Below are 22,704 nucleotides of genomic sequence, written 5' to 3' on the forward strand. Positions count from 1 at the left end.
CATCCGCGCGTCAGCCGTAATGCGCCACCGGGGTTCCGGCCAGCGCGGACATATTCAGCAAGCCACGGGCGGTGATCGCGGGGGTGACCACATGCGCCTTGTTGCCCATGCCCATCAGGATCGGCCCGACTTCAAGCCCGTTTGCCTTGATCTTCAGGATGTTGCGCACCGCGCTGGCGGCATCGACATTGGCAAAGACCAGCGCGTTTGCAGTGCCGGTCAGCCGTGAATCGGGCATCAACCGCTGCCGGATGTCAAAATCCAGCGCGGCATCCAGATGCATTTCGCCCTCATAGATGAAATCGGGGTTTGCGGCATCCAGAATGTCCATCGCGTCCCGCATCCGGCGACCTGAATCAATGTCGAGATCGCCAAATTGCGAATAGGAACACAGCGCGATCCGCGGTTCGATCCCGAACCGGCGGATGTGGCGGCCACAGCCGATGACGGCTTCGGCAATCTGTTCCGGCGTCGGTAACTGGTTGACCTGCGTGTCGGCAATGAACAGCGGGCCGTCCTCCAGGATCATCATCGACAGGGCCGCGACCGGGGCCAGATCGTCGCGCTGCAGCAGTTGCGTGACATAGCGCAGGTGCCAGTGGAACTGGCCGAAGGTGCCGCAGATCATGCTGTCGGCCTGTCCCAGATAGACCATGATCGCGGCGATGGCGGTGGTGTTGGTTCGGGTGATCGTACGGGCCAGTTCGGGGGTGATGCCCTTGCGCTTCATCAGCCCGTGATAGGTCTGCCAGTATTCCGCGTGGCGCGAGTCGTGTTCGGGATCCACCAACTCGAAATCCACCCCGGCGCGGATCGACAGGCCGATCCTTTCAAGCCTCTTATTCACGATGCCGGGGCGACCGATCAGTATGGGCAAGGTGGTAGTTTCTTCAAGCATGGCCTGCGCCGCGCGCAGGACGCGTTCATCTTCGCCCTCGGCAAAGACCACCTTGCGATGGGACCGGTGGGCGCTTTCGAAGACGGGGCGCATCAACAGGGCCGAGCGGAACACCGACCCGTCGAGCGATTCCTTGTACCCGTCGAGATCGGCAATGGGCCGGGTGGCCACACCCGTTTCCATCGCCACGCGCGCCACGGCGCTGGCTACAACGCCGGTCAGGCGGGGATCGAACGGTTTGGGGATCAGGTAATCCGCGCCAAAGGCCAGTTGCTCGTCCTTGTAAACGGCTGCGGTTTCGGCAATCGTGGTGGTCCGCGCCAGCGCGGCGATGGCCGAGATGCAGGCCAGCTTCATTTCGTCATTGATCTCGGTCGCACCCACATCCAGCGCGCCGCGGAAGATGAACGGAAAGCACAGCACGTTGTTGACCTGATTGGGGTAATCCGACCGGCCCGTGGCGATGATGGCATCGGGCGCGGCCTCGCGCGCGGCGTCTGGCATGATTTCCGGTACTGGATTGGCCAGCGCAAAGATCACCGGCCGCCGTGCCATCCGTCGGACCATATCCTGCGACAGCACATCCGGCCCGGAGAGGCCCAGAAAGAAGTCCGCCCCGTCAATCACCTGATCCAGCGTCCGCAGATCCGAGGCCTGGGCATAGCTTTCCTTTTTCGGGTTCATATCCTCGGTCCGGCCCTTGTAGACCAGCCCGTGAATGTCACAGAGCCAGATGTTTTCTTTTCGCACGCCCAGCTTGACCATCATGTCCAGACAGGCAATCCCGGCGGCCCCGCCCCCGGTCGAGACGACCTTGATGTCCTCGAAACTTTTGCCCGCCACATGCAGCGCATTGGTTGCTGCCGCACCAACCACGATGGCGGTGCCGTGCTGGTCATCGTGAAACACCGGGATATTCATCCGCTCGCGGCACAGTTTTTCGACCACGAAGCAATCGGGGGCCTTGATATCCTCGAGGTTGACTGCGCCGAATGTGGGTTCCAGCGCGCAGACGATATCGGCCAGCTTTTCGGGGTCGGTCTCATCCACCTCGATATCGAAACAGTCGATATTGGCGAATTTCTTGAACAGGACGGCTTTGCCCTCCATCACCGGCTTGGCGGCCTGCGCGCCGATATTGCCCAGCCCCAGAACCGCCGAGCCGTTCGAGATCACGGCGACCAGATTGCCCTTGGCGGTATAGCGGAACGCCTCGGTGCGGGACTTTGCGATTTCGACGCAGGCATCGGCGACCCCGGGCGAATAGGCGCGGGCCAGGTCGCGGCTGTTGGCCAGCGGTTTGGTGGCGCGGATTTCAAGTTTTCCCGGTTGCGGAAATTCGTGATAGTCCAGCGCCGGATTTGAAATCTTACCGTCGGTGTCCTTTGACACGGCGTTGCCTCCCATATGACTGCACAAGCCGACCTTGCGGAAAAACGGCCCCGGGTCTGCAGGTCAGCGGGCGTGGCCGAGCGTGCCGCAGGGCGGTTGTTTTCCAATCAATTGAACATCGGCAACAGCTTGTCCAGCGACTGTTTTGCATCGCCATGGAGCGTGCGCATGCTTTCCCGGAAGAACAGCAGGGTTTCGGGTCCCGAATACCCCTGCCGTTTGCGGATGGTCGCCGGGCATCAGTGGCTTGGGCACATCCGTTCGACAGTCTTCATTACGCAGATAAAGGCGCGGAGCCCCGTCGTTACGATGCCCTGGCGCGCGGCTGGGCCCGGAGTACCGAGGCCACCACATCATCGGCATCGTCAGCGATCAGGACACCCGCATTGCGCAGGCTGGCGATTTTTTCCTGCGCCGAACCGCCGCCCAAAACGGACAATGTACCGGCATGGCCCATCCTGCGACCCTTGGGGGCGTGACGTCCGACCACAAGTGCGACTACAGGTTTGCCGTAATCGACCGAGTTCAGGTAGGCAGCGGCATCTTCTTCCGACCGCCCGCCGATCTCGCCGATCAGAACGACCGTTTCGGTTTCGGGGTCATCTCTGAACCGTATCAGACAGTCCACGAAATCCACCCCATGCAGCGTGTCGCCGCCGACGCCGACCGTGGTGGACTGTCCCATGCCCGCCTTGCTGAACTGGGCCAGAACCTCGGATGTCAGCGAGGCCGAGCGTGAGGCGATCCCGACGCTGCCGGGTTTGGCGTTGCGGGTTGGCATGACCCCGATCTTGCACTGGCCGGGTGTCAGGATACCCTGCGAGTTGGGGCCGATCAGAACGCAGTCGGTGCCCGCAAGTACAGCCTTGACGCGGCTCATGTCATGCTGGGGAACCCGCTCTGTCACGCAGACGACGACACCGATGCCGGCCTCGATGGCCTCGATCATGGCGTCAGCGGCATGGGGGGCGGGCACGATGACGAGGCTGGCATTGGCCCCGGTTTCGGTTATCGCTTCGGCAACGGTGTCGAACATCGGCATGTCAAGATGCCGCGTGCCGCCCTTGCCAGGGCGCACACCGCCGACATAGGTCGATCCATAGCGGACCGCCTGATCGGTGTAAAAGGTTCCGGCCCGACCGGTCATGCCCTGAACGATCACCCGGGTGTTTGAATCAACGAAGATCGACATGGTTCGGCCTCCTTATCCGGCGATTTCGACGACGCGGCTGACCGCGCGGGACATGGTGTCAAAGGTTTCTACCGGCACCTTGCGTTCGCGCAGGATGCGGATGCCCCATTCGGCGTTCTGGCCCGAGATATGGGCGATCACCGGCAACTGACGCGGGGACCGGGAATAGGCGAAATTCACCCCTTCGGCGACAGTGTCGGCTGCAGTCATGCCGCCGCCATGCACGTTCAGCAGGATCGCTTTGACGTTTGGATCACCCAGCAACAGTTCGACCCCCTTGGCCACATCGAAGCTTTTGGCGGTGGTGCGGATATCCATGAAATTGGCCGGATCGCCTCCGGCATCGACCAGCATGTCATGGGTGGCAAGCCCCAGTCCGGCCCCATTTGCAACAACACCGATATTGCCGGTCAGCTTGACCAGATTGATGTTGTTTTTCTGCGCTTCCAACTCGCTTTCCGGCTGACTTAGGTCCCAGGCCATGGTCTCGAACTCGGGATGGCGGAACGTGGTGTTGCCATCCAGCAGAATCTTGGCGTCGACCACCATCCAGCCGCCGCTGGCCGTGCGGGCAAAGGGGTTGATTTCGAGCAGGGTCATGTCGTTGTCGCAAAAGGCGCGGCGGGCGGCATAGATGCTGTCGGTGGCACCTTCGAGTCCGACCTCGTTCAGAAACCGTTCGAGCGCGGTGCGGTTGTCTTCGGTTTCAGCGATCAGGATATGAGTGCGGACCGTGCTCTCATCCATCCGCGACCGCTGTTCGAATGTGACCCCGCCATCCGGAGAGGCCAACAGCAGCGGTGCGCCGGTTTTCGGATCCAGCGCAATGGCGACAAAATAGTCCTTTGCGATGTCGATCGCCGCCTCGACATAAACGGCATCTACACGCTCGCCCGCCTCGCTGGTCTGTTCGGTGACAAGGGTCGTGCCCAGCAGGCTTTCGGCAACCTCGCGGACCGAAGACGGCGTTGCGGCGAATTTTACACCTCCGGCAAGGCCGCGCCCGCCCGCGGGGATCAGCGCTTTGACGACATAGCGCCGGGCGTTGATCTCCTTGCAGGCGGTTTCCGCCAGTTCGGGGGTCTTGGCTGCTCGGCCTTCGGGGACCGGCAGACCGTATTGCGACAACAGCTCTTTTGACTTCTGTTCTGAAAGAAACATGACCGCTCTCCTTTCCCGATTTGTGGTATGTGGTATACCACAGAGCAGAGCCTGTCAACAATGCTGGTTGTATTATGGCGGAAACTGAACCACTTCTTTGGTGACTTTGAGGCGCCTATGATCACGTTACGAGACCTGGAATTTCTATCGGCATTGGCGCGGCGCAAACATTTTGCCCGCGCGGCAGAGGATTGTGGCGTGTCGCAGCCCGCCTTTTCGATGCGTATCCGCAAGATTGAGGAAAAGCTGAACGCGGCCGTCGTCAAACGCGGAAACCGGTTTCAGGGTTTCACGGCGGAAGGCGAGACTCTGGTGCGCCATGCCCGCAAGGTGCTGGACGACCTCAAGGTGATGGAGCAGGAGTTCCGATCCAAACGTGGCGAGGCAACGGGCACGCTGTCGGTGGGCGCGATTCCGACCGCCGTCATCTTTGCTGCCCGGGCGGTCCGGGATCTGCAGACGCAACACCCCGGCATCACCGTCAGTCTGAAAACCACAACCTCGCTGGATATCCAGCAGGGGCTGGAGAACGGGCAGTATGAGGCTGGTTTTACCTATAGCGAGGGGATCGCACCGGATTTTCTGCGTGTTGATCCGCTTTATGATGAAACCTATCTGCTGCTTGCGCCCAAGCAGTTCGTGCCGGGCCAGACCGGCTCGATCACCTGGGCCGAGGCGGCGCAGCTGCCGCTGAGCCTGCTGGAACCGCAAATGCAGAACCGGCGCATTATTGACCGCGTGTTCAGCGAGCTTGGTGTGGTTCTGGACGTCAAGTCCGAGACCAGCGGGTTCACCGCATCCATGGTTTTGGCGTCCGAAGGGATGTCGGCCACCATCGTTCCCAAGATCCTTGTCGAATCGCTGGGCGGGCTCGAGGGAACCGTCGCGCTGCCGCTGGTCGAGCCGACGCTGGAAAAAGAGGTTTGCCTAGTTACGCCGATCCGCGATCCGGAACTGCCGAATGTCAAAGCGTTACGCCGGATTTGCACGGCACCGTGATAAGCTTGAATTATCAAGCCATCAGCACGAACTAATTGAAGTTCACAAAAATTGATGGATAAGCTTACACTGATTAAGGCCCCATGGCGGGGTCTTCCGGAGGGCATCATGGCACCATTAGATACCAAGCCATCAGGCGCACCCAAGGGCGTCTGGAAGTCAGGTAAAGGCAAGGGGCGGCACACGCCCAAAGGCCGTCAGTTCACGGATGAGGCGCAGGCCGAGATCGCGCGCCTGTTGGGCGACCGTCCGCGTCGCCGCGACCTGCTGATCGAATTTCTGCATCTGATTCAGGACGAACACGGCCATATCAGTGCGGATCACATCGCGGCCCTCGCGGTCGAAATGCGCATCGGTCAGGCCGAAATCTATGAGACCGCGACCTTCTACGCCCATTTCGACGTGGTGAAAGAGGGCGAGACGCCTCCGCCTGCGTTGACGATCCGCGTCTGTGATTCTTTGTCCTGCGAAATGGCTGGCGCCCAGCAGCTGCAAAAGGCGTTGGAGGACGGTCTGGACCCATCCGAGGTTCGTGTTGTCCGGGCACCCTGCATGGGTCGCTGCGACACCGCTCCAGTGCTGGAGATCGGCCACAACCACATCGACCACGCGACCCCCGAAAAGGTGCAGGCCGCGATTGCGGCGGATGACACCCATGCGCATCTGCCCGACTACGAAGCCTTTGCCGCTTATGAGGCCAATGGCGGCTATGCCAAACTGAAAGAACTGCGCGAGAGCGGCGATTGGGAGAAGGTGCAGGAAGACGTCCTGTCCTCGGGCCTGCGCGGTCTGGGCGGTGCTGGCTTCCCGTCCGGCAAGAAATGGGGCTTTGTTCGCATGAACGAAGGCCCGCGTTATCTGGCCGTGAACGGCGACGAAGGAGAGCCCGGTACATTCAAAGACCGCTACTATCTGGAACGCACGCCGCATGTCTTCCTTGAAGGCATGTTGATCGCCGCATGGGCGGTCGAAGCCGAAACCTGTTTCATCTACATGCGCGACGAATACCCTGCCGTGCTGGAAATTCTACGCCGCGAGATTGCTGTGTTGGAGCAGGCCGGAATTGTTCAACCCGGCTATATCGACCTGCGCCGGGGGGCTGGTGCGTATATCTGCGGCGAAGAATCCGCGATGATTGAATCGATTGAGGGAAAGAAAGGCCTGCCGCGTCACCGTCCTCCGTTCGTGGCGCAGGTTGGCGTCTTTAATCGTCCGACCTTGGTGCACAATGTCGAGACGCTCTATTGGGTCACCAAAGTGTGCCGCGAAGGGCCGGAATGCCTGAGCAGCACCGAAAAGAATGGCCGCAAGGGCCTGCGCAGCTATTCGGTCTCGGGCCGGGTGGCGAAGCCGGGGGTTTACTTGCTGCCCGCAGGGTCAACCATTCTTGACGTGATTGATGCCGCTGGCGGAATGGCCGAAGGTCATGTGTTCAAGGCGTATCAACCGGGGGGGCCGTCGTCAGGTATTCTCCCCTCCCATATTGACGACATCCCGCTCGACTTTGACACTCTGCAGCCGCTGGGCACGTTCATCGGGTCCGCCGCCGTGGTGGTTCTGTCCGATCAGGACACCGCGCGCGACGCGGCACTGAACATGCTGCGGTTCTTCGAGGATGAAAGCTGCGGCCAGTGCACGCCTTGCCGGGCGGGTTGTGAAAAGGCGGTGAAGCTGATGCAGGCCGACAAATGGGATCAGGACCTGCTGGAAGACCTTTGTCAGGTCATGGGCGATGCCTCGATCTGCGGTCTGGGGCAGGCGGCCCCGAACCCGATCCGTCTGGTCATGAAGCATTTCGCTGACGAAATCTGAGGGGAGACAGAGCCATGCTAGACGCAAGCCCAAACAAGACCGTCACCTTCAACCTCAATGGCGAAGATGTCACCGTGCCCGAAGGCTGGACAATCTGGGAAGCCGCCAAGGGTCAGGGTTTCACCATCCCGCACCTGTGCCACAAGCCGCAGCCGGGTTATCGCCCCGACGGCAACTGCCGCGCCTGTATGGTCGAGGTGGAAGGTGAGCGTACGCTGGTCGCCTCATGCATCCGCCCTGCCGTCGACGGTATGGTGGTCAAGACCGACAGCGAGCGGGCCGAGAAATCCCGCGCCTTGGTCATGGAACTGCTGGTCGCGGATCAGCCGGAAGAGGCGCATGATACCTCCAGCCATTTCTGGGACATGGCCAAGCTGAACGATGTCAGCGACAGCCGGTTCCCGGCGAAAGAACCCGAGAAAATTCCGCTGCTGGATGACAGCCATGTTGCGATGCGGGTCAATCTGGATGCTTGTATCAACTGCAACCTCTGCGTCCGCGCCTGCCGCGAGGTTCAGGTGAATGACGTGATCGGCATGGCCGGTCGCGGCCATACCGCGCAGGTGGTGTTCGACCAGAACGATCCGATGGGCGATTCAACCTGTGTGGCCTGTGGTGAATGCGTTCAAGCCTGCCCGACAGGCGCGCTGATGCCCGCCACTGTGTTGGATGACCAACAGCGCGGAGACAGCAAGGACTACGATTCCGAGACCGAAAGCGTCTGCCCGTTCTGCGGTGTGGGCTGCAAGGTCTCGCTGAAGGTCAAGGACGGCAAGGTCAAGTATGTCGAGGGCATCAACGGCCCCGCCAACGAAGGCCGCCTTTGCGTCAAAGGTCGGTTCGGCTTTGACTATATCCACCACCCGCACCGCCTGACCAAGCCGCTGATCCGGCGCGAGGACGCGCCAGCTAAGGGCCTGAATGTCGATCCCGCGAACCTGTCGACCCATTTCCGCGAAGCGACCTGGGAAGAGGCGATGGACCTGGCCGCCACCAAGCTGAAAGCGATGCGCGACGAAGATCCGCGCAGCATGGCAGGCTTTGGTTCGGCCAAATGCACCAACGAAGAAGCCTACCTGTTCCAGAAGTTCATTCGGCAGGGCTTCGGCCACAACAACGTCGACCACTGCACCCGTCTGTGCCACGCCTCGTCTGTGGCAGCCCTGATCGAGAACACAGGCTCGGGCGGCGTGACAGCGGCGTTTAACGACATCAAGGATGCGGATGTGGCGATCATCATCGGGGCCAACCCGATCGAAAACCACCCTGTCGCGGCGACCTATTTCAAGCAATTCGCCAAGCGTGGCGGCAAGCTGATCGTGATGGATCCGCGTGGCGTTGGCATGCGCAAATTCGCTGACGAAATGCTGCAGTTCCGTCCGGGCGCGGATGTCTCAATGCTCAACGCGATCATGAACGTGATCGTCGAGGAGGAGCTTTATGACAGCCAGTACATCCACCGCTGGACCGAGAACTGGGAGGCCGAGAAAGAGCATCTGCGTCAGTTCACGCCCGAAGCGATGGCCCCAATCTGCGGCATCGAACCCGATCAGCTGCGCCGCGTCGCGCGGACCTTCGCGCAAGCCAAGGCTGGTCTGATCTTTTGGGGTATGGGTGTCAGCCAGCATATCCACGGCACGGACAACTCGCGCTGTCTGATCTCTCTGGCTCTGATGACCGGAAACGTTGGTAAACCCGGCGCGGGTCTGCACCCGCTGCGCGGTCAGAACAACGTGCAGGGTGCATCCGATGCTGGCCTTATCCCGATGTTCCTGCCTGACTATCAGACTGTCACCGACGATGGCATCCGCTCCAAGTTCAACGAGGTCTGGAACTCGGACGACTTCTCGAATGAAAAGGGCCTGACCGTCACCGAGATCATCGACCAGATCTATGCGGGCAGCATCAAAGGTATGTATATCCTGGGTGAAAACCCGGCTATGTCGGACCCGGATGTGAATCATGCCCGCGAAGCGCTGGCGAAGCTGGACCTGATGATCGTTCAGGATATCTTCCTGACCGAAACGGCAAACTATGCCGACATCATCCTGCCTGCCTCGGCACTGTATGAAAAGAACGGCACCGTTTCGAACACCAACCGTCAGGTGCAGCGGGTGCGCCCCGCCGTGACCCCTCCGGGTGAGGCGCGCGAGGATTGGTCGATTACCGTTGAACTGGCACAGCGGATCGGACTGAACTGGGACTACACCGATGTGTCTCAGGTCTTTGCCGAGATGAAGTTGACGATGAAATCGCTCGACAACATCACCTGGGACCGGCTTGAAACCGAGACGATCACCTATCCGTCCCTGTCCGATACCGATCCGGGCCAGTCTATCGTGTTTGGCGATGGCTTCCCGCGCGCGGGCGGCAAAGCCAAGTTCACCCCGGCCAGCGTCATCCCGCCGGATGAGGCCCCGGATGAGGAATACCCGATGATTGCCACGACGGGGCGGCAACTGGAACACTGGCATACCGGGTCGATGACCCGCCGGTCCAACGTTCTGGATGCTGTGGAACCGGAGGCGAACTGTTCGATGAACCCGCGTACGCTCAAGCTGATGGGGATCGAACCGGGCGAGACGATCCGCCTGACCACCCGCCGTGGCTCGATCGAGATCATGGCACGGGCCGACCGGGCGATTGCCGAGGATATGGTGTTCATCCCGTTTGCCTATGTCGAGGCGGCGGCGAATATCCTGACCAACTCGGCCATCGACCCATATGGCAAGATCCCCGAGTTCAAGTTTTCGGCCATTCGCGTCGAAAAGATCGAGGATGCCGTCGCGGCCGAGTAGGTCCCTTATTACAATGTCGAAGAGGGCGGTCCTTGCGGGGCCGCCCTTTTCCGTCGCGCATCACTTCCAGTGGCGGCGAGGTTGAATGTTCAGTGGCAAGAATCTCCATTGGCATACCATGTACCAAATTGGAAATCTTTCGGCGAGATAATGAAATATTGCCGACCAGAGTCGGGTATCCGATGCGCCAAATACCAGATTGCAGAGAAGAAAATCGTCGCCGCGACGCGGCGCATTTTCACGGCCGACGGGACAGTGTCGCTTCGGTGAGGTTTCCAGTCTGGAAAAATACATAATAAAACAAAGGTAATACCGGCCTTATCTGGCAGATGGTGCCTTGACTGGATTGCCTGCCCGGACACTGACGCACGGGCCGATACCAAACCTGTCTCCCGATGCTTTGACCCGTTATGATGCATGTGCGGCGAGGAAAATCCAAGATTCCAATTGCCCGGTCGAAATCGCTGGTCTATGGTATACCACTATATCAGCTGAACCGCCGCCGATCGCTGGCACTCAGGAGACCGTAATGAAGCTGCGACCGATCGCGACAAACTTCACGCTGAAAGACCACGTCTACGAACGGCTTCGGGAAGCGATAACCGAGATGGACATCTATAGTGCAGATGCAGATCTCAGGCTGGACGAGCGTTCGTTGGCCGAACAGCTCAACATCTCCAGAACACCCCTGCGCGATGCCATTGCCCGGCTCGAAGCAGACGGCCTTGTGAGCGTGGTTCCCAGAAAGGGCGTCTACGTGCAGCGCAAGAGCCTGGCCGAGATTCTGGAAATGATCGTGGCCTGGGCTGCACTGGAATCCATGGCGGCACGGCTGGCCGCAGAGGTTGCGACGGACAGCGAGATCGCCTCGCTGCGCAAGATCGCCTCGAAATACAACGATACGCTGTCGGCGACGCGGATCGCGGAATATTCCGACGATAATCTGCGGTTTCATCTGCGCATTCTCGAGATTTCGCATTGTTCGCTTTTGAAAACCATGGCCGAGGGCCTGTTCCTGCATATGCACGCGGTCCGGTTCCGGGCCATGGGCGAAGACGATCGGGTAAAGCGCTCGGTGGTGGATCATGCGGAAATCATCGAAGCGCTCGAAGCGCGCGACCCCGATGAGGCGGCCCTGCGCGTCCGGGAACACACCATGCGTCTGTATGAGCACATTCGCAAAACCTGGACGAGGCTCGAACTCAACAGCAACACAGCTTAGCCGCAAAGGGCCCCGAGCCGGGCCCTTCCGTCGGCGCGAATTGACACTGGAGGAAGGAAATGGCTGTAGCCACCGCAACAAGTTCGTCGACAACCGAGGCGGAAGCTGCTTCTGAAAGCCTGACGGATGGGTTTCATTTGCTCATCGACGCGCTCAAGCTCAATGGCATCCAGACGATCTATAACGTGCCGGGCATTCCGATCACCGATCTGGGCCGTTATGCGCAGGCGCAGGGGATGCGGGTGCTGTCGTTTCGCCATGAACAGAACGCGGGCTACGCCGCCGCCGCTGCCGGTTTTCTGACCAAGAAGCCCGGTGTCTGCATGACCGTTTCGGCCCCGGGGTTCCTGAACGGCCTGACTGCGCTGGCCCATGCAACCACGAATTGCTGGCCGATGATCCTGATCTCGGGCTCGTCCGAGCGTGAAATCGTCGATCTCCAGAGGGGCGACTATGAAGAGATGGACCAGCTAGCCATCGCGCGGCCCCATGCCAAGGCGGCCTACCGCATCCTGCACGCGGAAGATATCGGCCTGGGCGTGGCCCGCGCCATCCGCGCGGCGCTGACCGGGCGCCCCGGCGGCGTGTATCTGGATATCCCCGGTGCGCTGCTGGGTCAGGTGATGGATGCGGTCGAAGGTCAGAAATCGCTGATCGAGGTTGTCGACCCGTCGCCCGCCTCGGTGCCCGGCCCGGATGCGGTGTCGCGCGCCATCGAAGTGCTGAAATCGGCGGAAAAACCGCTGATGATCATCGGCAAGGGCGCGGCTTACGCGCAGTGCGATGACAAGATCCGCGAACTGGTTGAAAAACTGGGGATTCCCTACCTGCCCATGTCGATGGCCAAGGGGCTGTTGCCTGACACGCACCCGCTGTGTGCCTCGGCGGCGCGGTCGCTGGTGTTGAAGGAATCGGATTGCGTATTCCTTGTCGGGGCCCGGCTGAACTGGCTGCTAAGCCACGGTCAGGGCAAGGCCTGGGGTGAGAAGGGGTCAAAGACGTTTGTCCAGATCGACATTGAGCCGACCGAGATGGATTCGAACCAGAAAATCTCGGCGCCGCTGATCGGTGACATCGAAAGTTGTGCGACCGCGTTGGTGGAAGCCATGGGCGACAACTGGGCCAAAGCGCCCGAAGAGTGGACCGGCGCGGTACGCGCCAAGGTCGAAGCGAACGTGGCCAAGATGGCACCACGTCTGCAGAACAACAATGTCCCGATGAACTATCAGGGCGCGTTGGGAGCGTTGAAACGGTGCATTGCCGAAAATCCCGACACGATCCTGGTGAACGAAGGTGCGAATGCGCTGGATCAGGCGCGTTCGATCGTCGATATCCACAAACCGCGCAGCCGTCTGGATGTGGGTACCTGGGGGGTTATGGGCATTGGCATGGGCAGCGCGGTGGCTGCTGCGGTCGAGACCGGCAATCAGGTTCTGGCCATCGAAGGCGACAGCGCCTTTGGTTTCAGTGGGATGGAGGTTGAAACCATCTGCCGCTACAACCTGCCGGTTTGCATCGTGATCATGAACAACAATGGCGTCTATCGCGGCGATGGTGAAAACTGGTCGGGCGGCGAGGACCCGGCCACCACCGTGTTCGTTGCGGGTTCGCGTTATGACATGATGATGCAGGCCTTTGGCGGCGTGGGCGTCCATGTGACCTCGCCCGACGATCTGAAACAGGCGGTGGATGCAGCATTCGCTAGCCGCAAGCCAACCCTGATCAACGCGGTGATCGACCCGGCTGCGGGCAAGGAAAGCGGCAATATCGGCAATCTGAATCCGTCCTCGGTGGTGGCGCAACAGCGTTACCCGCAGGCGCGCCAGATCAAGTAAATCGGGAGGGATAGGAAATGAAAGCTCTTGACGGTGTAAAGATTCTCGACTTCACCCATGTGCAATCCGGCCCGACTTGCACGCAGCTTCTGGCCTGGTTCGGGGCGGATGTGATCAAGGTGGAACGCCCGGGCGTTGGCGACGCCACGCGCAAGCAACTGGTGGATGTGCCGGGCGCGGATTCGCTTTATTTCACCATGCTGAACCACAACAAGCGGTCGATCGAACTGAACTCGAAACATGAGACCGGCAAAGAAGTTCTGACCCGCCTGATCCAGGAATGCGACGTGATGGTCGAGAACTTTGCACCGGGCGCGCTGGATCGCATGGGTTTTACGTGGGAGCGGATTCAGGAAATCAACCCCAAGATGATCCTGGCCTCGGTCAAGGGGTTCGGTCCCGGCAAATATGAGGATTGCAAGGTCTATGAAAACGTCGCGCAATGTGCGGGCGGCGCGGCCTCGACCACCGGGTTCCTTGATGGCCCGCCTACCGTAACCGGCGCGCAGATCGGTGACAGCGGCACGGGCCTGCATCTGGCGCTGGGTATCGTCACCGCGCTGTATCAGGCGGCGCGGACCGGCAAGGGACAAAAGGTTCTGGCACCGATGCAGGATGGCGTGGTCAATCTGTGCCGCGTCAAGCTGCGCGATCAGCAGCTTTTGGCCGCCGGGCCGCTCAAGGAATATTCGCAATATGGGGCGGGTATCGCATTCGGCGAGGCGACACCGCGCGCGGGCAATGACTCGGGCGGGGGTCAGCCGGGTCGCATTCTCAAGTGCAAGGGCTGGGAAACCGACCCGAACGCTTATACCTATTTCATCACCCAAGCCGCGGTGTGGGAGAAGGTCTGCGATGTCATCGGCGCGCCCGAGTGGAAGACCAAGGAAGGGTATGCCACCCCGCCCGAGCGGCTCGACAAGCTTGAGGAGATTTTCGAACGTGTCGAACAGTGGACCATGACCAAGACCAAATATGAGGTCATGGATATCTGCAACCCGCTGGATATCCCGGTTGGTCCGATCCTGTCGACCAAAGAGATCATGGAAGATGAAGGGTTGCGCGCCACTGGCACCATCGTCGATGTCGATCACCCCGAGCGTGGCCGTTACACCACCGTCGGCTGCCCGATCAAACTGTCGGAAAGCCCGGTCGAGGTCACCCGTTCGCCCCTTTTGGGCGAGCATACCAGCGAAATCCTGCAACAGGTTCTTGGCTATGACGGCGAAGACCTGGCCCGTGTCATCGAGTCCGGCGCCGTCGGCAAGGTGAACAAGGAGGCCGCCGAATAAGAAGGTTTTGACGGTTGCGCCGCGAGGAGGCGGCGCGCCGCTCAAAGGGAGGAAAAGATGCGTTTGATCGTGATGGGGCAGCAGGCATTCGGGAAGGATGTGCTTGCCCGGCTCTTGGAAGCAGGCACTGACGAAGTCGTCGCTGTCTATTGTGAGCCCGACAGGGATGGCAAACCGGTCGACCCGATCAAGGAGTTCGCGCTGGAAAAGGGTCTGCCGGTCCACCAGCCCGCCAATTTCGATGATCAGGACACTCTGGACCGGCTGGCCGGTTTCGATGCCGATCTGATGGTCATGGCCTTCGTGAATGTCTTCGTGCCCGAAGCGGCGCGGGATACGCCGACCCACGGGTCGATCTGCTTTCACCCTTCGCTGCTGCCGCTGCACCGCGGACCTTCGGCAGTAAACTGGCCGATCATCATGGGTGCGACCAAATCGGGCTATTCCTGGTTTTACCCGTCCGACGGCCTGGACGAAGGCGACAGCCTGCTGCAATGGGAATGCGAGATCGGGCCGGATGACACCGTCATCGACCTGTATTTCAAGAAGATTTACCCCCATGCGGTCGACAGTGTCCTGACTGTCTGTGACCTCTATCGCAAGGGCAACCCGCCGCACATCGTTCCCGATGAAAGCCGGGCGACCTATGAACGACGCTGTACCAAGATCCATGCGCGCATCGAATGGAATCGTCCGGTCAGACAGGTCTATGACCTGATCCGCGGCACCAATCCGGCTCCGGGGGCGTGGACAACGCTGGATGGCGCCGAGCTGGGGGTGTTCGACTGTGCCCTGGTGCCCGGTGACGGCATTTCGGGGCGGGTGCGCGAGATCACCGACGAGGGCGTCTCGGTCCAGTGTGTCGGTGGTCGCATCCTGATCAAACGTGTCCGCCCGGCGGGGCAGGGCAAAATTGCGGCCTCGGAATGGGCGGCGTCCATTGGGCTGGAACCCGGTACTACGCTTGGCAAGTCATTGTAACCTAGCAACTTTGGAAAATCCCATGTCTGATATCGAAATTGCCCGCGCCGCGAATAAGAAACCGATTCAGGAGATCGGCGCAAAGCTCAACATCCCCAGCGAGCACCTGCTGCCGTTTGGCCATGACAAGGCGAAGGTATCCGAAGCGTTCATCAAGTCGCTGGCGGGCAAGAAAGACGGCCATCTGATTCTGGTGACCGCGATAAACCCGACCCCGGCGGGTGAGGGCAAGACGACCACCACCGTTGGTCTGGGCGATGGGCTGAACGCGATCGGCAAAAACGCCGCGATCTGCATCCGCGAGGCATCGCTTGGCCCATGCTTTGGCATGAAGGGTGGGGCTGCGGGCGGCGGCTATGCGCAGGTTGTGCCGATGGAGGATATGAACCTTCACTTCACCGGTGATTTCCACGCCATCACCAGCGCCCATAACCTGCTGGCGGCGATGCTGGACAACCACATCTACTGGGGCAACGAGCAGGACATCGATATCCGCCGCGTCGCCTATCGCCGCGTGATGGATATGAACGACCGCGCGCTGCGTCAGATCGTGTGTAACCTTGGCGGTGTCGCCAACGGGTTCCCGCGCGAAGCCGGCTTTGACATCACCGTCGCGTCCGAGGTGATGGCCATCCTGTGTCTGGCGACCGATCTGGCCGATCTGGAAAAACGTCTGGGCGACATCATCGTAGCCTATCGCCGCGACCGCTCGCCGGTCTATGCCCGCGACATCAAGGCGGACGGTGCGATGACCGTTCTGCTGCAGCAGGCGATGCAGCCCAATCTGGTGCAGACGCTGGAAAACAATCCCGCCTTTGTGCATGGGGGTCCGTTCGCCAACATCGCACATGGCTGTAACTCGGTCGTGGCGACCACCACGGCGCTGAAACTGGCTGATTACGTGGTGACCGAGGCCGGTTTTGGTGCCGATCTTGGCGCCGAGAAGTTCATGGATATCAAGTGCCGCAAGGCGGGTTTGAAGCCCGAGGCGGTGGTGATCGTCGCGACGGTCCGCGCGATGAAGATGAACGGCGGCGTCGCCAAGGCCGATCTCGGGCCCGAGAATGTTGCCGCCGTCAAGGATGGCTGCCCCAACCTGGGTCGCCATATCGAGAACCTCAAGCAATTCGGCGTACCGACCGTGGTCGCCATCAACCACTTTGTCACCGACACCGATGCCGAGGTTCAGGCAATCCGGGACTATGTGGCCAGCCAGGGGTCCGAGGCGGTGCTGTGCAAGCACTGGGCCGAGGGCTCGAAGGGAACGTCCGATCTGGCCCGCAAGGTCGTCGAGATCGTGGAGAGCGGTACCGCGCAATACGCGCCGCTTTATCCCGATGCCATGCCTCTGTTCGAGAAGATCGAGACCATCGCCAAGCGGATCTATCGCGCAGATGAGGTGTTGGCCGACGGCAAGATCCGCAAGCAGCTGAAGGATTGGGAAGAACAGGGATATGGGGATCTGCCGGTCTGCATGGCCAAGACGCAGTATTCCTTTACCACCGATCCCAACCGCCGCGGCGCGCCCACAGGCCACAGCCTGCCGGTGCGCGAGGTGCGCCTGTCGGCGGGGGCGGGGTTCATTGTGGTCATCTGCGGTGAGATCATGACCATGCCGGGCCTGCCCAAGGTGCCCTCGGCCGAGGCGATCTGCATCAATGATGATGGCCTGATCGACGGGTTGTTCTGATCATGACCAGCAGCACGCTCCATACCATCATGATGCCCGTGCGTGGCGACGGCAGGGGGCCTGTGCTTTTTGCCCACGCCGCGGCGCTGGCCAAGCGGTTCAGCGCGCATATCAAGGTCGTGCACTGTCATCCTAAGGCCGAAGACATGATGCCGTATGGCGTGGTGATCCCGAGATTTCTGCGCAAGCAGATCGAGGCCGCTACGCAGCGAAGCGCGGATACCGAAGAAAGCTTTGTGCACGAGAAATTTTCGGCGGATGCCGCAAAACACGGGGTCTGCGAACAGGGCCCCGAATTGAACAAGCCCACGGCCAAGTTCTATGAATACAAGGGCAAACAGGTCAGTGCGGTGCGTCATTACGGCCGTCTGTCCGATCTGATCTGCGTGCCAAAGCCCAGCAAGGAAGAAGACCTTGGGTTCAACACGCTGAAATCGGCCCTGTTTTCGTCGGGTCGCCCGGTGCTGGTCTGTCCACCCTCAACCAAGGTGGCGGCGGATCTGGGTCGCCACGTGGCCATTGGCTGGAACGGATCGCTCGAGGCGTCGCGGGCCGTTGCCATGGCGATGCCGCTGATCGAAAACGCCGAAAGGGTCACGGTTCTGACCGGCGGCCAGTCCGAACACGCCGCCACCGGAGAAGAGTTCCGGGACTATCTGATGCACCGCGGCGTCGCCTCGGATGTGGTTCAGTTTGCCGTGAAGGGCAATGTGGGCCGCCAGCTGTTGAGCAAATGCAGCGATGTTGGGGCCGATATGCTGATCATGGGCGCGTATCACGAAAGTTATGAACGGGAATCCCTGCTGGGTGGCAACTCGGCGACTATCGTATCCGAAGCGAAGATACCCGTTGTCATGGTTCACTGAGCCTCAGGGCGAATGAAGAAGGAGGATGAAGCACATTACGTAACGCATTCCGGTGTTCGGCGGCCATCTCGGGAGGAGGGCCCTCAGACCATCGGGATCACGTACCGAAGAAAACCAATCATGACCGTACCTAGGGAGGAAAAGATGAAGATTTGGAAAACTCTGACGATGACAGCCGCCGCCTTGGCGCTTACCGCGCCCGCTGCGATGGCCGAATGGCAGCCGCGCAAGCCGGTCGAATTCATCATCATGGCCGGAACCGGCGGTGGCGCAGATCAGATCGCGCGCCTGCTGCAGGGTCTGATCCAGAAGAAAGAGTTGAGCCCCAGACCGTTTATCCCGATCAATAAACCGGGTGGTTCGGGTGCAGAGGCACTGTCCTATATCAAGGGCAAGGAAGGCGACAACCACACTTTGCTGGTTGCCCTGAACAGCTTCTACACCACGCCGATCATTCAGGAAGAACTTGAGATCGACGTCACCACCTTCGCCCCGATCGGGCGTATGGCGATGGACACGTTCCTGCTGTGGGTCAACACCGACCGCGAAGATATCACTGACCTCGACAGCTATGTTGCGACCGTTCAGGGCGCGGATGGAACCTGGAAGGTTGGCGGCACCGGCTCGGGTCAGGAGGATTCGATCCTGACGGCCATGATGGAAAAGGAACTTGGTTATAACGTGACCTATATCCCGTTTCCGGGTGGTGGCACGGTGGCGAAGAACCTTGTCGGCAACCAGATCGACTCGACCGTGAACAACCCGTCCGAGCAGATGGAGTTCTGGCGTGCGGGCAACTCGAAACCGCTGGTCCAGTTCAACGGCGAACGCACCCCTCCGTTCGAGGACGTGCCCACCGCCAAAGAGCTGGGTCTGGACATCGAGTATTATATGCAGCGTTCGATCTCTGGCCCGGCCGGAATGGATCCCGAGGCGATTGCCTGGTACCAGAACCTGTTCGAAGAACTATTCAACTCGCAGGAATGGCAGGATTATTGCGCATCCGACGGTTTGACCTGCAACGAATGGATTGCGGGCGACGAACTGGCCGATTTCCACAATGCGCAGCTTAAACGTCACGTCGAGCTGATCGAAACGGTTGGCGCTGACGCCATCACCTCGAAATAAAGCGACCTTCTTCTCCGGGTGGATCGACCGCCCGGGGACGTAACGGGATAGGGCCCGATTGCGCCACGGCGATGCAGTGCAACGGCTTTGCAGATGGCAGCAGTCCGGGCGCGGAGGAAAAACATGACTGTTCGTACAGCGGAATTGATCATGGGGGTGGTCTTGCTTCTGGCCTCCTTCGGCCTGATGTGGAACGTCCTGAGCGACGATCTCACCATCGGCTGGGTCGAGGGAAGAGGCCCCGGTGCTGGCATGTGGCCGTTCTGGCTGTCGGCTGGTATGGCGCTGACATCGCTCTGGACGATTGTTCGCTGGTTCCGGGGGGTGACACCGGAATCCCGCAACGAAGACCCTTATATCGACCCCGAGACGGTCTTTATGGTGGGGATCACGGTTGCAGCCATCTTCTTTCTGCTGGTGCTGACCAATATCATTGGCCTTTACTTTTCGATGATGCTGTTCCTGTTGTTCTATGTGAAGGGCATCGGGCGGCATGGCTGGGGGCTGACGCTGGCCGTGGTGTTCGGAATGCCTGTGGCCATCTACATGCTTTTTGAGGTCGCGCTGAACAAATACCTGCCGCGCGGCTGGCCCTTCTTCGAGAACATCTTCCTGCATATCGACGATTTCCGCTACGCGATCATGTCGTAGCGCCGATCCGCCAGCCATCCAACAGGGAACACGCTCATGGACTCCATAATCAGCTTGCTTGGTGCCGGATTACTCCAGTCATTCGAGCCGCTTAACCTGATGATGATCTTTCTGGGCTGTTTTGCCGGGTTGTTCATCGGTGCCATGCCGGGTCTGGGCTCTGTCAACGGCGTCGCCATTCTGTTGCCCGTCACCTTCCTGGTGCCGCCCACCGCTGCGATCATCTTTCTGGCAGCGCTTTATTATGGTGCCATGTATGGCGGGGCGGTCAGCTCGATCACGCTGGGCATTCCGGGCGCTTCGACCGCGGTGGCTACGGTGTTCGACGGACGGCCCATGGCTCAGGCGGGCCGGGCGGATCAGGCGCTGATGGCGGCGGCAATCGCCTCGTTCATCGGCGGCACCATCTCAGTTGTCCTGTTCACCGGCTTCGCCCCGCCGCTTGCCGCCTTTGCCCTGAAGTTCGGCCCGCAGGAGGAATTTGCGCTGATGCTACTGGCCTTTGCGACCTTTATCGGGCTCGGCGGCGACGACATCCCCAAAACCATCTTTTCGATCCTCGTCGGTCTGGTGCTGGCGGCTGTGGGCTTTGACATCATCTCGGGGCAACCGCGCCTGATCTTTGGCGGTCTGGTGGAATTTCAGCGCGGCATTCCGTTTCTGGTGCTGGCCATCGGTATCTATGGCATCGGTGAGATGATCTGGACGCTGGAGCACACTAAGGGCAAGATTCAGATGCACAAGGTCGAGGTCGGCTTCAGGAAGATCATCAACAATCTGGCGCAAATGAAAAAGTACCTGCCGGTTTCGCTGGTTGGTTCAGTTCTGGGGTTCTTTGTCGGCACTCTTCCGGCTGCGGGGGCCACCCCGGCGTCACTGATGTCTTATGGTCTGGCCAAGACCTTCTCGAAGGACGGTGATACCTTCGGCAAAGGCAACGTGTCCGGTGTAGCCGCGCCCGAGGCGGCAAATAATGCCGCGTCGACCGGGTCGATGCTGCCGATGATCACGCTGGGTATCCCGGGATCACCCACGACGGCCATCCTGTTGGGAGGCATGATCATCTGGGGCTTGCGCCCGGGCCCGCTGTTGTTCACCGAAAGTCCGGATTTCGTCTGGGGTCTGATCGGCTCGATGTATGTGGCGAATTTCATGACCGTTGTGCTGAACATCGCCCTGATTCCGATCTTCATCCGCGTTCTGGCGATGCCGTTCAGCGTTCTGGCCCCCATCATCTTCATTCTCTGCGTTGTCGGCGTCTTTGCCACCACCGACCGGATGTTCGACACCTATCTGATGTTGGGTTTGGGGATCGCGGGCTATCTGCTGCGTAAGCTGAACTATCCGGTCGCGCCTGCGGTCCTGGCCATCGTTCTGGGCCCATTGACCGAGCGCTCGATGCGCCAGTCGCTGATCTCCAGCCAGGGCGATCCGATGACCTTTCTCGAGCGCCCGATCTCGCTGGTCTGCATTCTGATCGCGGTGGGTCTGGTCAGCTATCCGATGATCTCGAAGATGATCAAGAAACGCAGAGCGGCCGAGGCGACCTGAGCCGCGCAGCCATCACACGCGGACGGGCCCGGCTTTTGTAGCAGGTGTGCCGCTGCTTCGGTTTCCGTTGGTCCGCTATCCGATGATCTGATCCTCTGCGGGTGAAGCTGACGGTTGATCTCATTGGTGGTATAAGACTTGGGGGCATTGAAATGGCATATAAGATCGTAATCCTCGGGGCCTCATACGGGTCTTTGTTAGGGGCCAAGCTGTTGATGGCGGGCCAGGACGTGACGCTTGTCTGTCGTCAGGCCACCGCCGATCTGATCAACGCAGAAGGGACGGATGTCCGGATCAAGCTGCGGGGTGAAGATCAGCACCGCGCGTTTAGATCGGGTGATCGGCCGGGCAAGCTGGACGCCAGGACCCCCGAACAGGTCAATCCAGAAGAATGTGATTTGGTCGCCCTCGCCATGTCCGAGCCGCAGTATTGCAACGCTGCCATCAGCGTGTTGCTGAGCCGGATCGCGGCGGCCAAGAGGCCCTGTTTGTCGATCATGAACATGCCGCCGCTGCCTTTCCTGCGCCGCATTGGGGGGCTGGACGCCGGCAAGCTGAACTCCTGCTTTTCCTGCCCCGAGGTCTGGGGCGGTTTCGAGCCCGGAAATGTAACACTGTGCAGCCCCGACCCGCAGGCCTATCGTGTGCCCGAGGAGGGGGCGAATACGCTGCATGTCGGTCTTCCCACCAATTTCAAGGCGGCCCCGTTTGAGCAGGACGCCCATAATGCCATCCTGAAAGACCTTGAGGCGGCTATCGACGCGGTCCGGGTCGATGGAAACGAGGTGCCGGTGAAGCTGCGGGTTTTCGATTCACTGTTCGTACCTTTTGCCAAATGGAGCATGTTGCTAACCGGAAATTACCGCTGTGTGCTGCCCCATGGGGTCCGCCCGATCAAAGAGGCGGTTTATGACGACATTGGCCTGTCGGAAAGCATCTATGAGACCGTGAACCGCATCGTCGCCCATCTGGGGGCAAATCCTGAAGACAAGGTGTCGTTTGATAAATACGCAAACGCGGCCAAAGGTCTGCTTAAACCTTCGTCTGCGGCCCGCGCGATCGACGGCGGCGCGGACCGGATTGAACGGGTGGATATGCTGGTCAACCTGATCGCCGATCAGTTCGGTCTGTCGACGTCTGACCTTCGGGCTGTCACCGATACGGTTGATGCGCGTCTGGCGTCAAACCGGAAAACCACAGCCTGATGCGATGCAGCAAACAACAAAGCGGCCCCGG

Annotated in this window: 16 protein-coding genes; 13 read left to right on the forward strand and 3 right to left on the reverse strand. The window is 60.3% G+C overall.

All coding sequences use genetic code 11. From position 1 onward, the window contains the following. Nucleotides 1-10: 10 nt before the first annotated feature. The 3 genes from ACR1XV_RS13670 to ACR1XV_RS13680 all read right to left on the reverse strand — a co-directional run bounded on the left by ACR1XV_RS13670 (nucleotide 11) and on the right by ACR1XV_RS13680 (nucleotide 4,643). A complete protein-coding gene (locus ACR1XV_RS13670) occupies nucleotides 11-2,290 on the reverse strand; it encodes an NADP-dependent malic enzyme (RefSeq protein WP_480532215.1) in 2,280 nt (759 codons plus the stop codon). A 304-nt stretch (nucleotides 2,291-2,594) separates the two neighbouring features. Beyond that, nucleotides 2,595-3,482 carry a succinate--CoA ligase subunit alpha gene (gene sucD, locus ACR1XV_RS13675; protein ID WP_480532217.1) on the reverse strand — a complete coding sequence of 296 codons (888 nt, stop codon included), beginning with the start codon at nucleotides 3,480-3,482 and terminating at the stop codon, nucleotides 2,595-2,597. A gap of 12 nt (nucleotides 3,483-3,494) precedes the next feature. Then, nucleotides 3,495-4,643: a succinate--CoA ligase subunit beta gene (locus ACR1XV_RS13680; protein WP_480532219.1), complete on the reverse strand. Its 1,149-nt coding sequence runs from the start codon at nucleotides 4,641-4,643 to the stop codon at nucleotides 3,495-3,497. 117 nt (nucleotides 4,644-4,760) lie between these two features. On the opposite strand from ACR1XV_RS13680, the gene ACR1XV_RS13685 reads away from it, so the two are divergent. The 13 genes from ACR1XV_RS13685 to ACR1XV_RS13745 all read left to right on the forward strand — a co-directional run bounded on the left by ACR1XV_RS13685 (nucleotide 4,761) and on the right by ACR1XV_RS13745 (nucleotide 22,673). After that, the gene (locus tag ACR1XV_RS13685) at nucleotides 4,761-5,642 is read left to right on the forward strand and encodes a LysR family transcriptional regulator (RefSeq protein ID WP_480532221.1); all 882 of its coding nucleotides are present in this window, start codon (nucleotides 4,761-4,763) and stop codon (nucleotides 5,640-5,642) included. A 108-nt stretch (nucleotides 5,643-5,750) separates the two neighbouring features. Then, nucleotides 5,751-7,454 (forward strand): NAD(P)H-dependent oxidoreductase subunit E, encoded by a 1,704-nt coding sequence (locus tag ACR1XV_RS13690; protein WP_480532223.1) that lies wholly within the window; start codon nucleotides 5,751-5,753, stop codon nucleotides 7,452-7,454. 14 nt (nucleotides 7,455-7,468) lie between these two features. Then, nucleotides 7,469-10,252 carry a formate dehydrogenase subunit alpha gene (gene fdhF / locus ACR1XV_RS13695; RefSeq protein ID WP_480532225.1) on the forward strand — a complete coding sequence of 928 codons (2,784 nt, stop codon included), beginning with the start codon at nucleotides 7,469-7,471 and terminating at the stop codon, nucleotides 10,250-10,252. A 529-nt stretch (nucleotides 10,253-10,781) separates the two neighbouring features. Then, on the forward strand, nucleotides 10,782-11,474 hold the full coding sequence (locus ACR1XV_RS13700; RefSeq protein ID WP_480532227.1) for a GntR family transcriptional regulator: 693 nt from the start codon (nucleotides 10,782-10,784) through the stop codon (nucleotides 11,472-11,474). 59 nt (nucleotides 11,475-11,533) lie between these two features. Continuing rightward, complete coding sequence (oxc, locus tag ACR1XV_RS13705; RefSeq protein ID WP_480532229.1) at nucleotides 11,534-13,309, forward strand: oxalyl-CoA decarboxylase; 1,776 nt, start codon at nucleotides 11,534-11,536, stop codon at nucleotides 13,307-13,309. 17 nt (nucleotides 13,310-13,326) lie between these two features. After that, on the forward strand, nucleotides 13,327-14,601 hold the full coding sequence (gene frc, locus ACR1XV_RS13710; RefSeq protein WP_480532231.1) for a formyl-CoA transferase: 1,275 nt from the start codon (nucleotides 13,327-13,329) through the stop codon (nucleotides 14,599-14,601). 57 nt (nucleotides 14,602-14,658) lie between these two features. Continuing rightward, nucleotides 14,659-15,582 (forward strand): methionyl-tRNA formyltransferase, encoded by a 924-nt coding sequence (locus tag ACR1XV_RS13715; RefSeq protein WP_480532233.1) that lies wholly within the window; start codon nucleotides 14,659-14,661, stop codon nucleotides 15,580-15,582. 22 nt (nucleotides 15,583-15,604) lie between these two features. After that, nucleotides 15,605-17,272, forward strand: a complete 1,668-nt coding sequence (locus tag ACR1XV_RS13720; RefSeq protein ID WP_480532235.1) for a formate--tetrahydrofolate ligase — start codon at nucleotides 15,605-15,607, stop codon at nucleotides 17,270-17,272. Between the two features lie 2 nt (nucleotides 17,273-17,274). Continuing rightward, nucleotides 17,275-18,138, forward strand: a complete 864-nt coding sequence (locus ACR1XV_RS13725) for a universal stress protein (RefSeq protein ID WP_480532237.1) — start codon at nucleotides 17,275-17,277, stop codon at nucleotides 18,136-18,138. A 144-nt stretch (nucleotides 18,139-18,282) separates the two neighbouring features. Next, nucleotides 18,283-19,266, forward strand: coding sequence for a Bug family tripartite tricarboxylate transporter substrate binding protein (locus ACR1XV_RS13730; RefSeq protein ID WP_480532239.1), 984 nt, complete (start codon nucleotides 18,283-18,285; stop codon nucleotides 19,264-19,266). Between the two features lie 123 nt (nucleotides 19,267-19,389). Then, on the forward strand, nucleotides 19,390-19,917 hold the full coding sequence (locus tag ACR1XV_RS13735; RefSeq protein WP_480532241.1) for a tripartite tricarboxylate transporter TctB family protein: 528 nt from the start codon (nucleotides 19,390-19,392) through the stop codon (nucleotides 19,915-19,917). Between the two features lie 36 nt (nucleotides 19,918-19,953). After that, complete coding sequence (locus ACR1XV_RS13740) at nucleotides 19,954-21,468, forward strand: tripartite tricarboxylate transporter permease (RefSeq protein WP_480532243.1); 1,515 nt, start codon at nucleotides 19,954-19,956, stop codon at nucleotides 21,466-21,468. A gap of 152 nt (nucleotides 21,469-21,620) precedes the next feature. Continuing rightward, nucleotides 21,621-22,673 carry a ketopantoate reductase family protein gene (locus ACR1XV_RS13745; RefSeq protein ID WP_480532245.1) on the forward strand — a complete coding sequence of 351 codons (1,053 nt, stop codon included), beginning with the start codon at nucleotides 21,621-21,623 and terminating at the stop codon, nucleotides 22,671-22,673. Nucleotides 22,674-22,704 lie beyond the last annotated feature (31 nt).

It is taken from the genome of Ruegeria sp. AD2(2025), from assembly GCF_056542385.1.

Bases quoted from the DNA above. Each gene is read 5' to 3' on its own strand.
- fdhF (WP_480532225.1), top strand. From the start codon at position 7,469: ATGCTAGACGCAAGCCCAAACAAGACCGTCACCTTCAACCTCAATGGC.
- ACR1XV_RS13680 (WP_480532219.1), bottom strand. From the start codon at position 4,643: ATGTTTCTTTCAGAACAGAAGTCAAAAGAGCTGTTGTCGCAATACGGT.
- ACR1XV_RS13685 (WP_480532221.1), top strand. From the start codon at position 4,761: ATGATCACGTTACGAGACCTGGAATTTCTATCGGCATTGGCGCGGCGC.
- ACR1XV_RS13690 (WP_480532223.1), top strand. From the start codon at position 5,751: ATGGCACCATTAGATACCAAGCCATCAGGCGCACCCAAGGGCGTCTGG.
- ACR1XV_RS13740 (WP_480532243.1), top strand. From the start codon at position 19,954: ATGGACTCCATAATCAGCTTGCTTGGTGCCGGATTACTCCAGTCATTC.
- oxc (WP_480532229.1), top strand. From the start codon at position 11,534: ATGGCTGTAGCCACCGCAACAAGTTCGTCGACAACCGAGGCGGAAGCT.
- ACR1XV_RS13745 (WP_480532245.1), top strand. From the start codon at position 21,621: ATGGCATATAAGATCGTAATCCTCGGGGCCTCATACGGGTCTTTGTTA.
- sucD (WP_480532217.1), bottom strand. From the start codon at position 3,482: ATGTCGATCTTCGTTGATTCAAACACCCGGGTGATCGTTCAGGGCATG.
- frc (WP_480532231.1), top strand. From the start codon at position 13,327: ATGAAAGCTCTTGACGGTGTAAAGATTCTCGACTTCACCCATGTGCAA.
- ACR1XV_RS13725 (WP_480532237.1), top strand. From the start codon at position 17,275: ATGACCAGCAGCACGCTCCATACCATCATGATGCCCGTGCGTGGCGAC.
- ACR1XV_RS13730 (WP_480532239.1), top strand. From the start codon at position 18,283: ATGAAGATTTGGAAAACTCTGACGATGACAGCCGCCGCCTTGGCGCTT.
- ACR1XV_RS13715 (WP_480532233.1), top strand. From the start codon at position 14,659: ATGCGTTTGATCGTGATGGGGCAGCAGGCATTCGGGAAGGATGTGCTT.
- ACR1XV_RS13735 (WP_480532241.1), top strand. From the start codon at position 19,390: ATGACTGTTCGTACAGCGGAATTGATCATGGGGGTGGTCTTGCTTCTG.
- ACR1XV_RS13700 (WP_480532227.1), top strand. From the start codon at position 10,782: ATGAAGCTGCGACCGATCGCGACAAACTTCACGCTGAAAGACCACGTC.
- ACR1XV_RS13720 (WP_480532235.1), top strand. From the start codon at position 15,605: ATGTCTGATATCGAAATTGCCCGCGCCGCGAATAAGAAACCGATTCAG.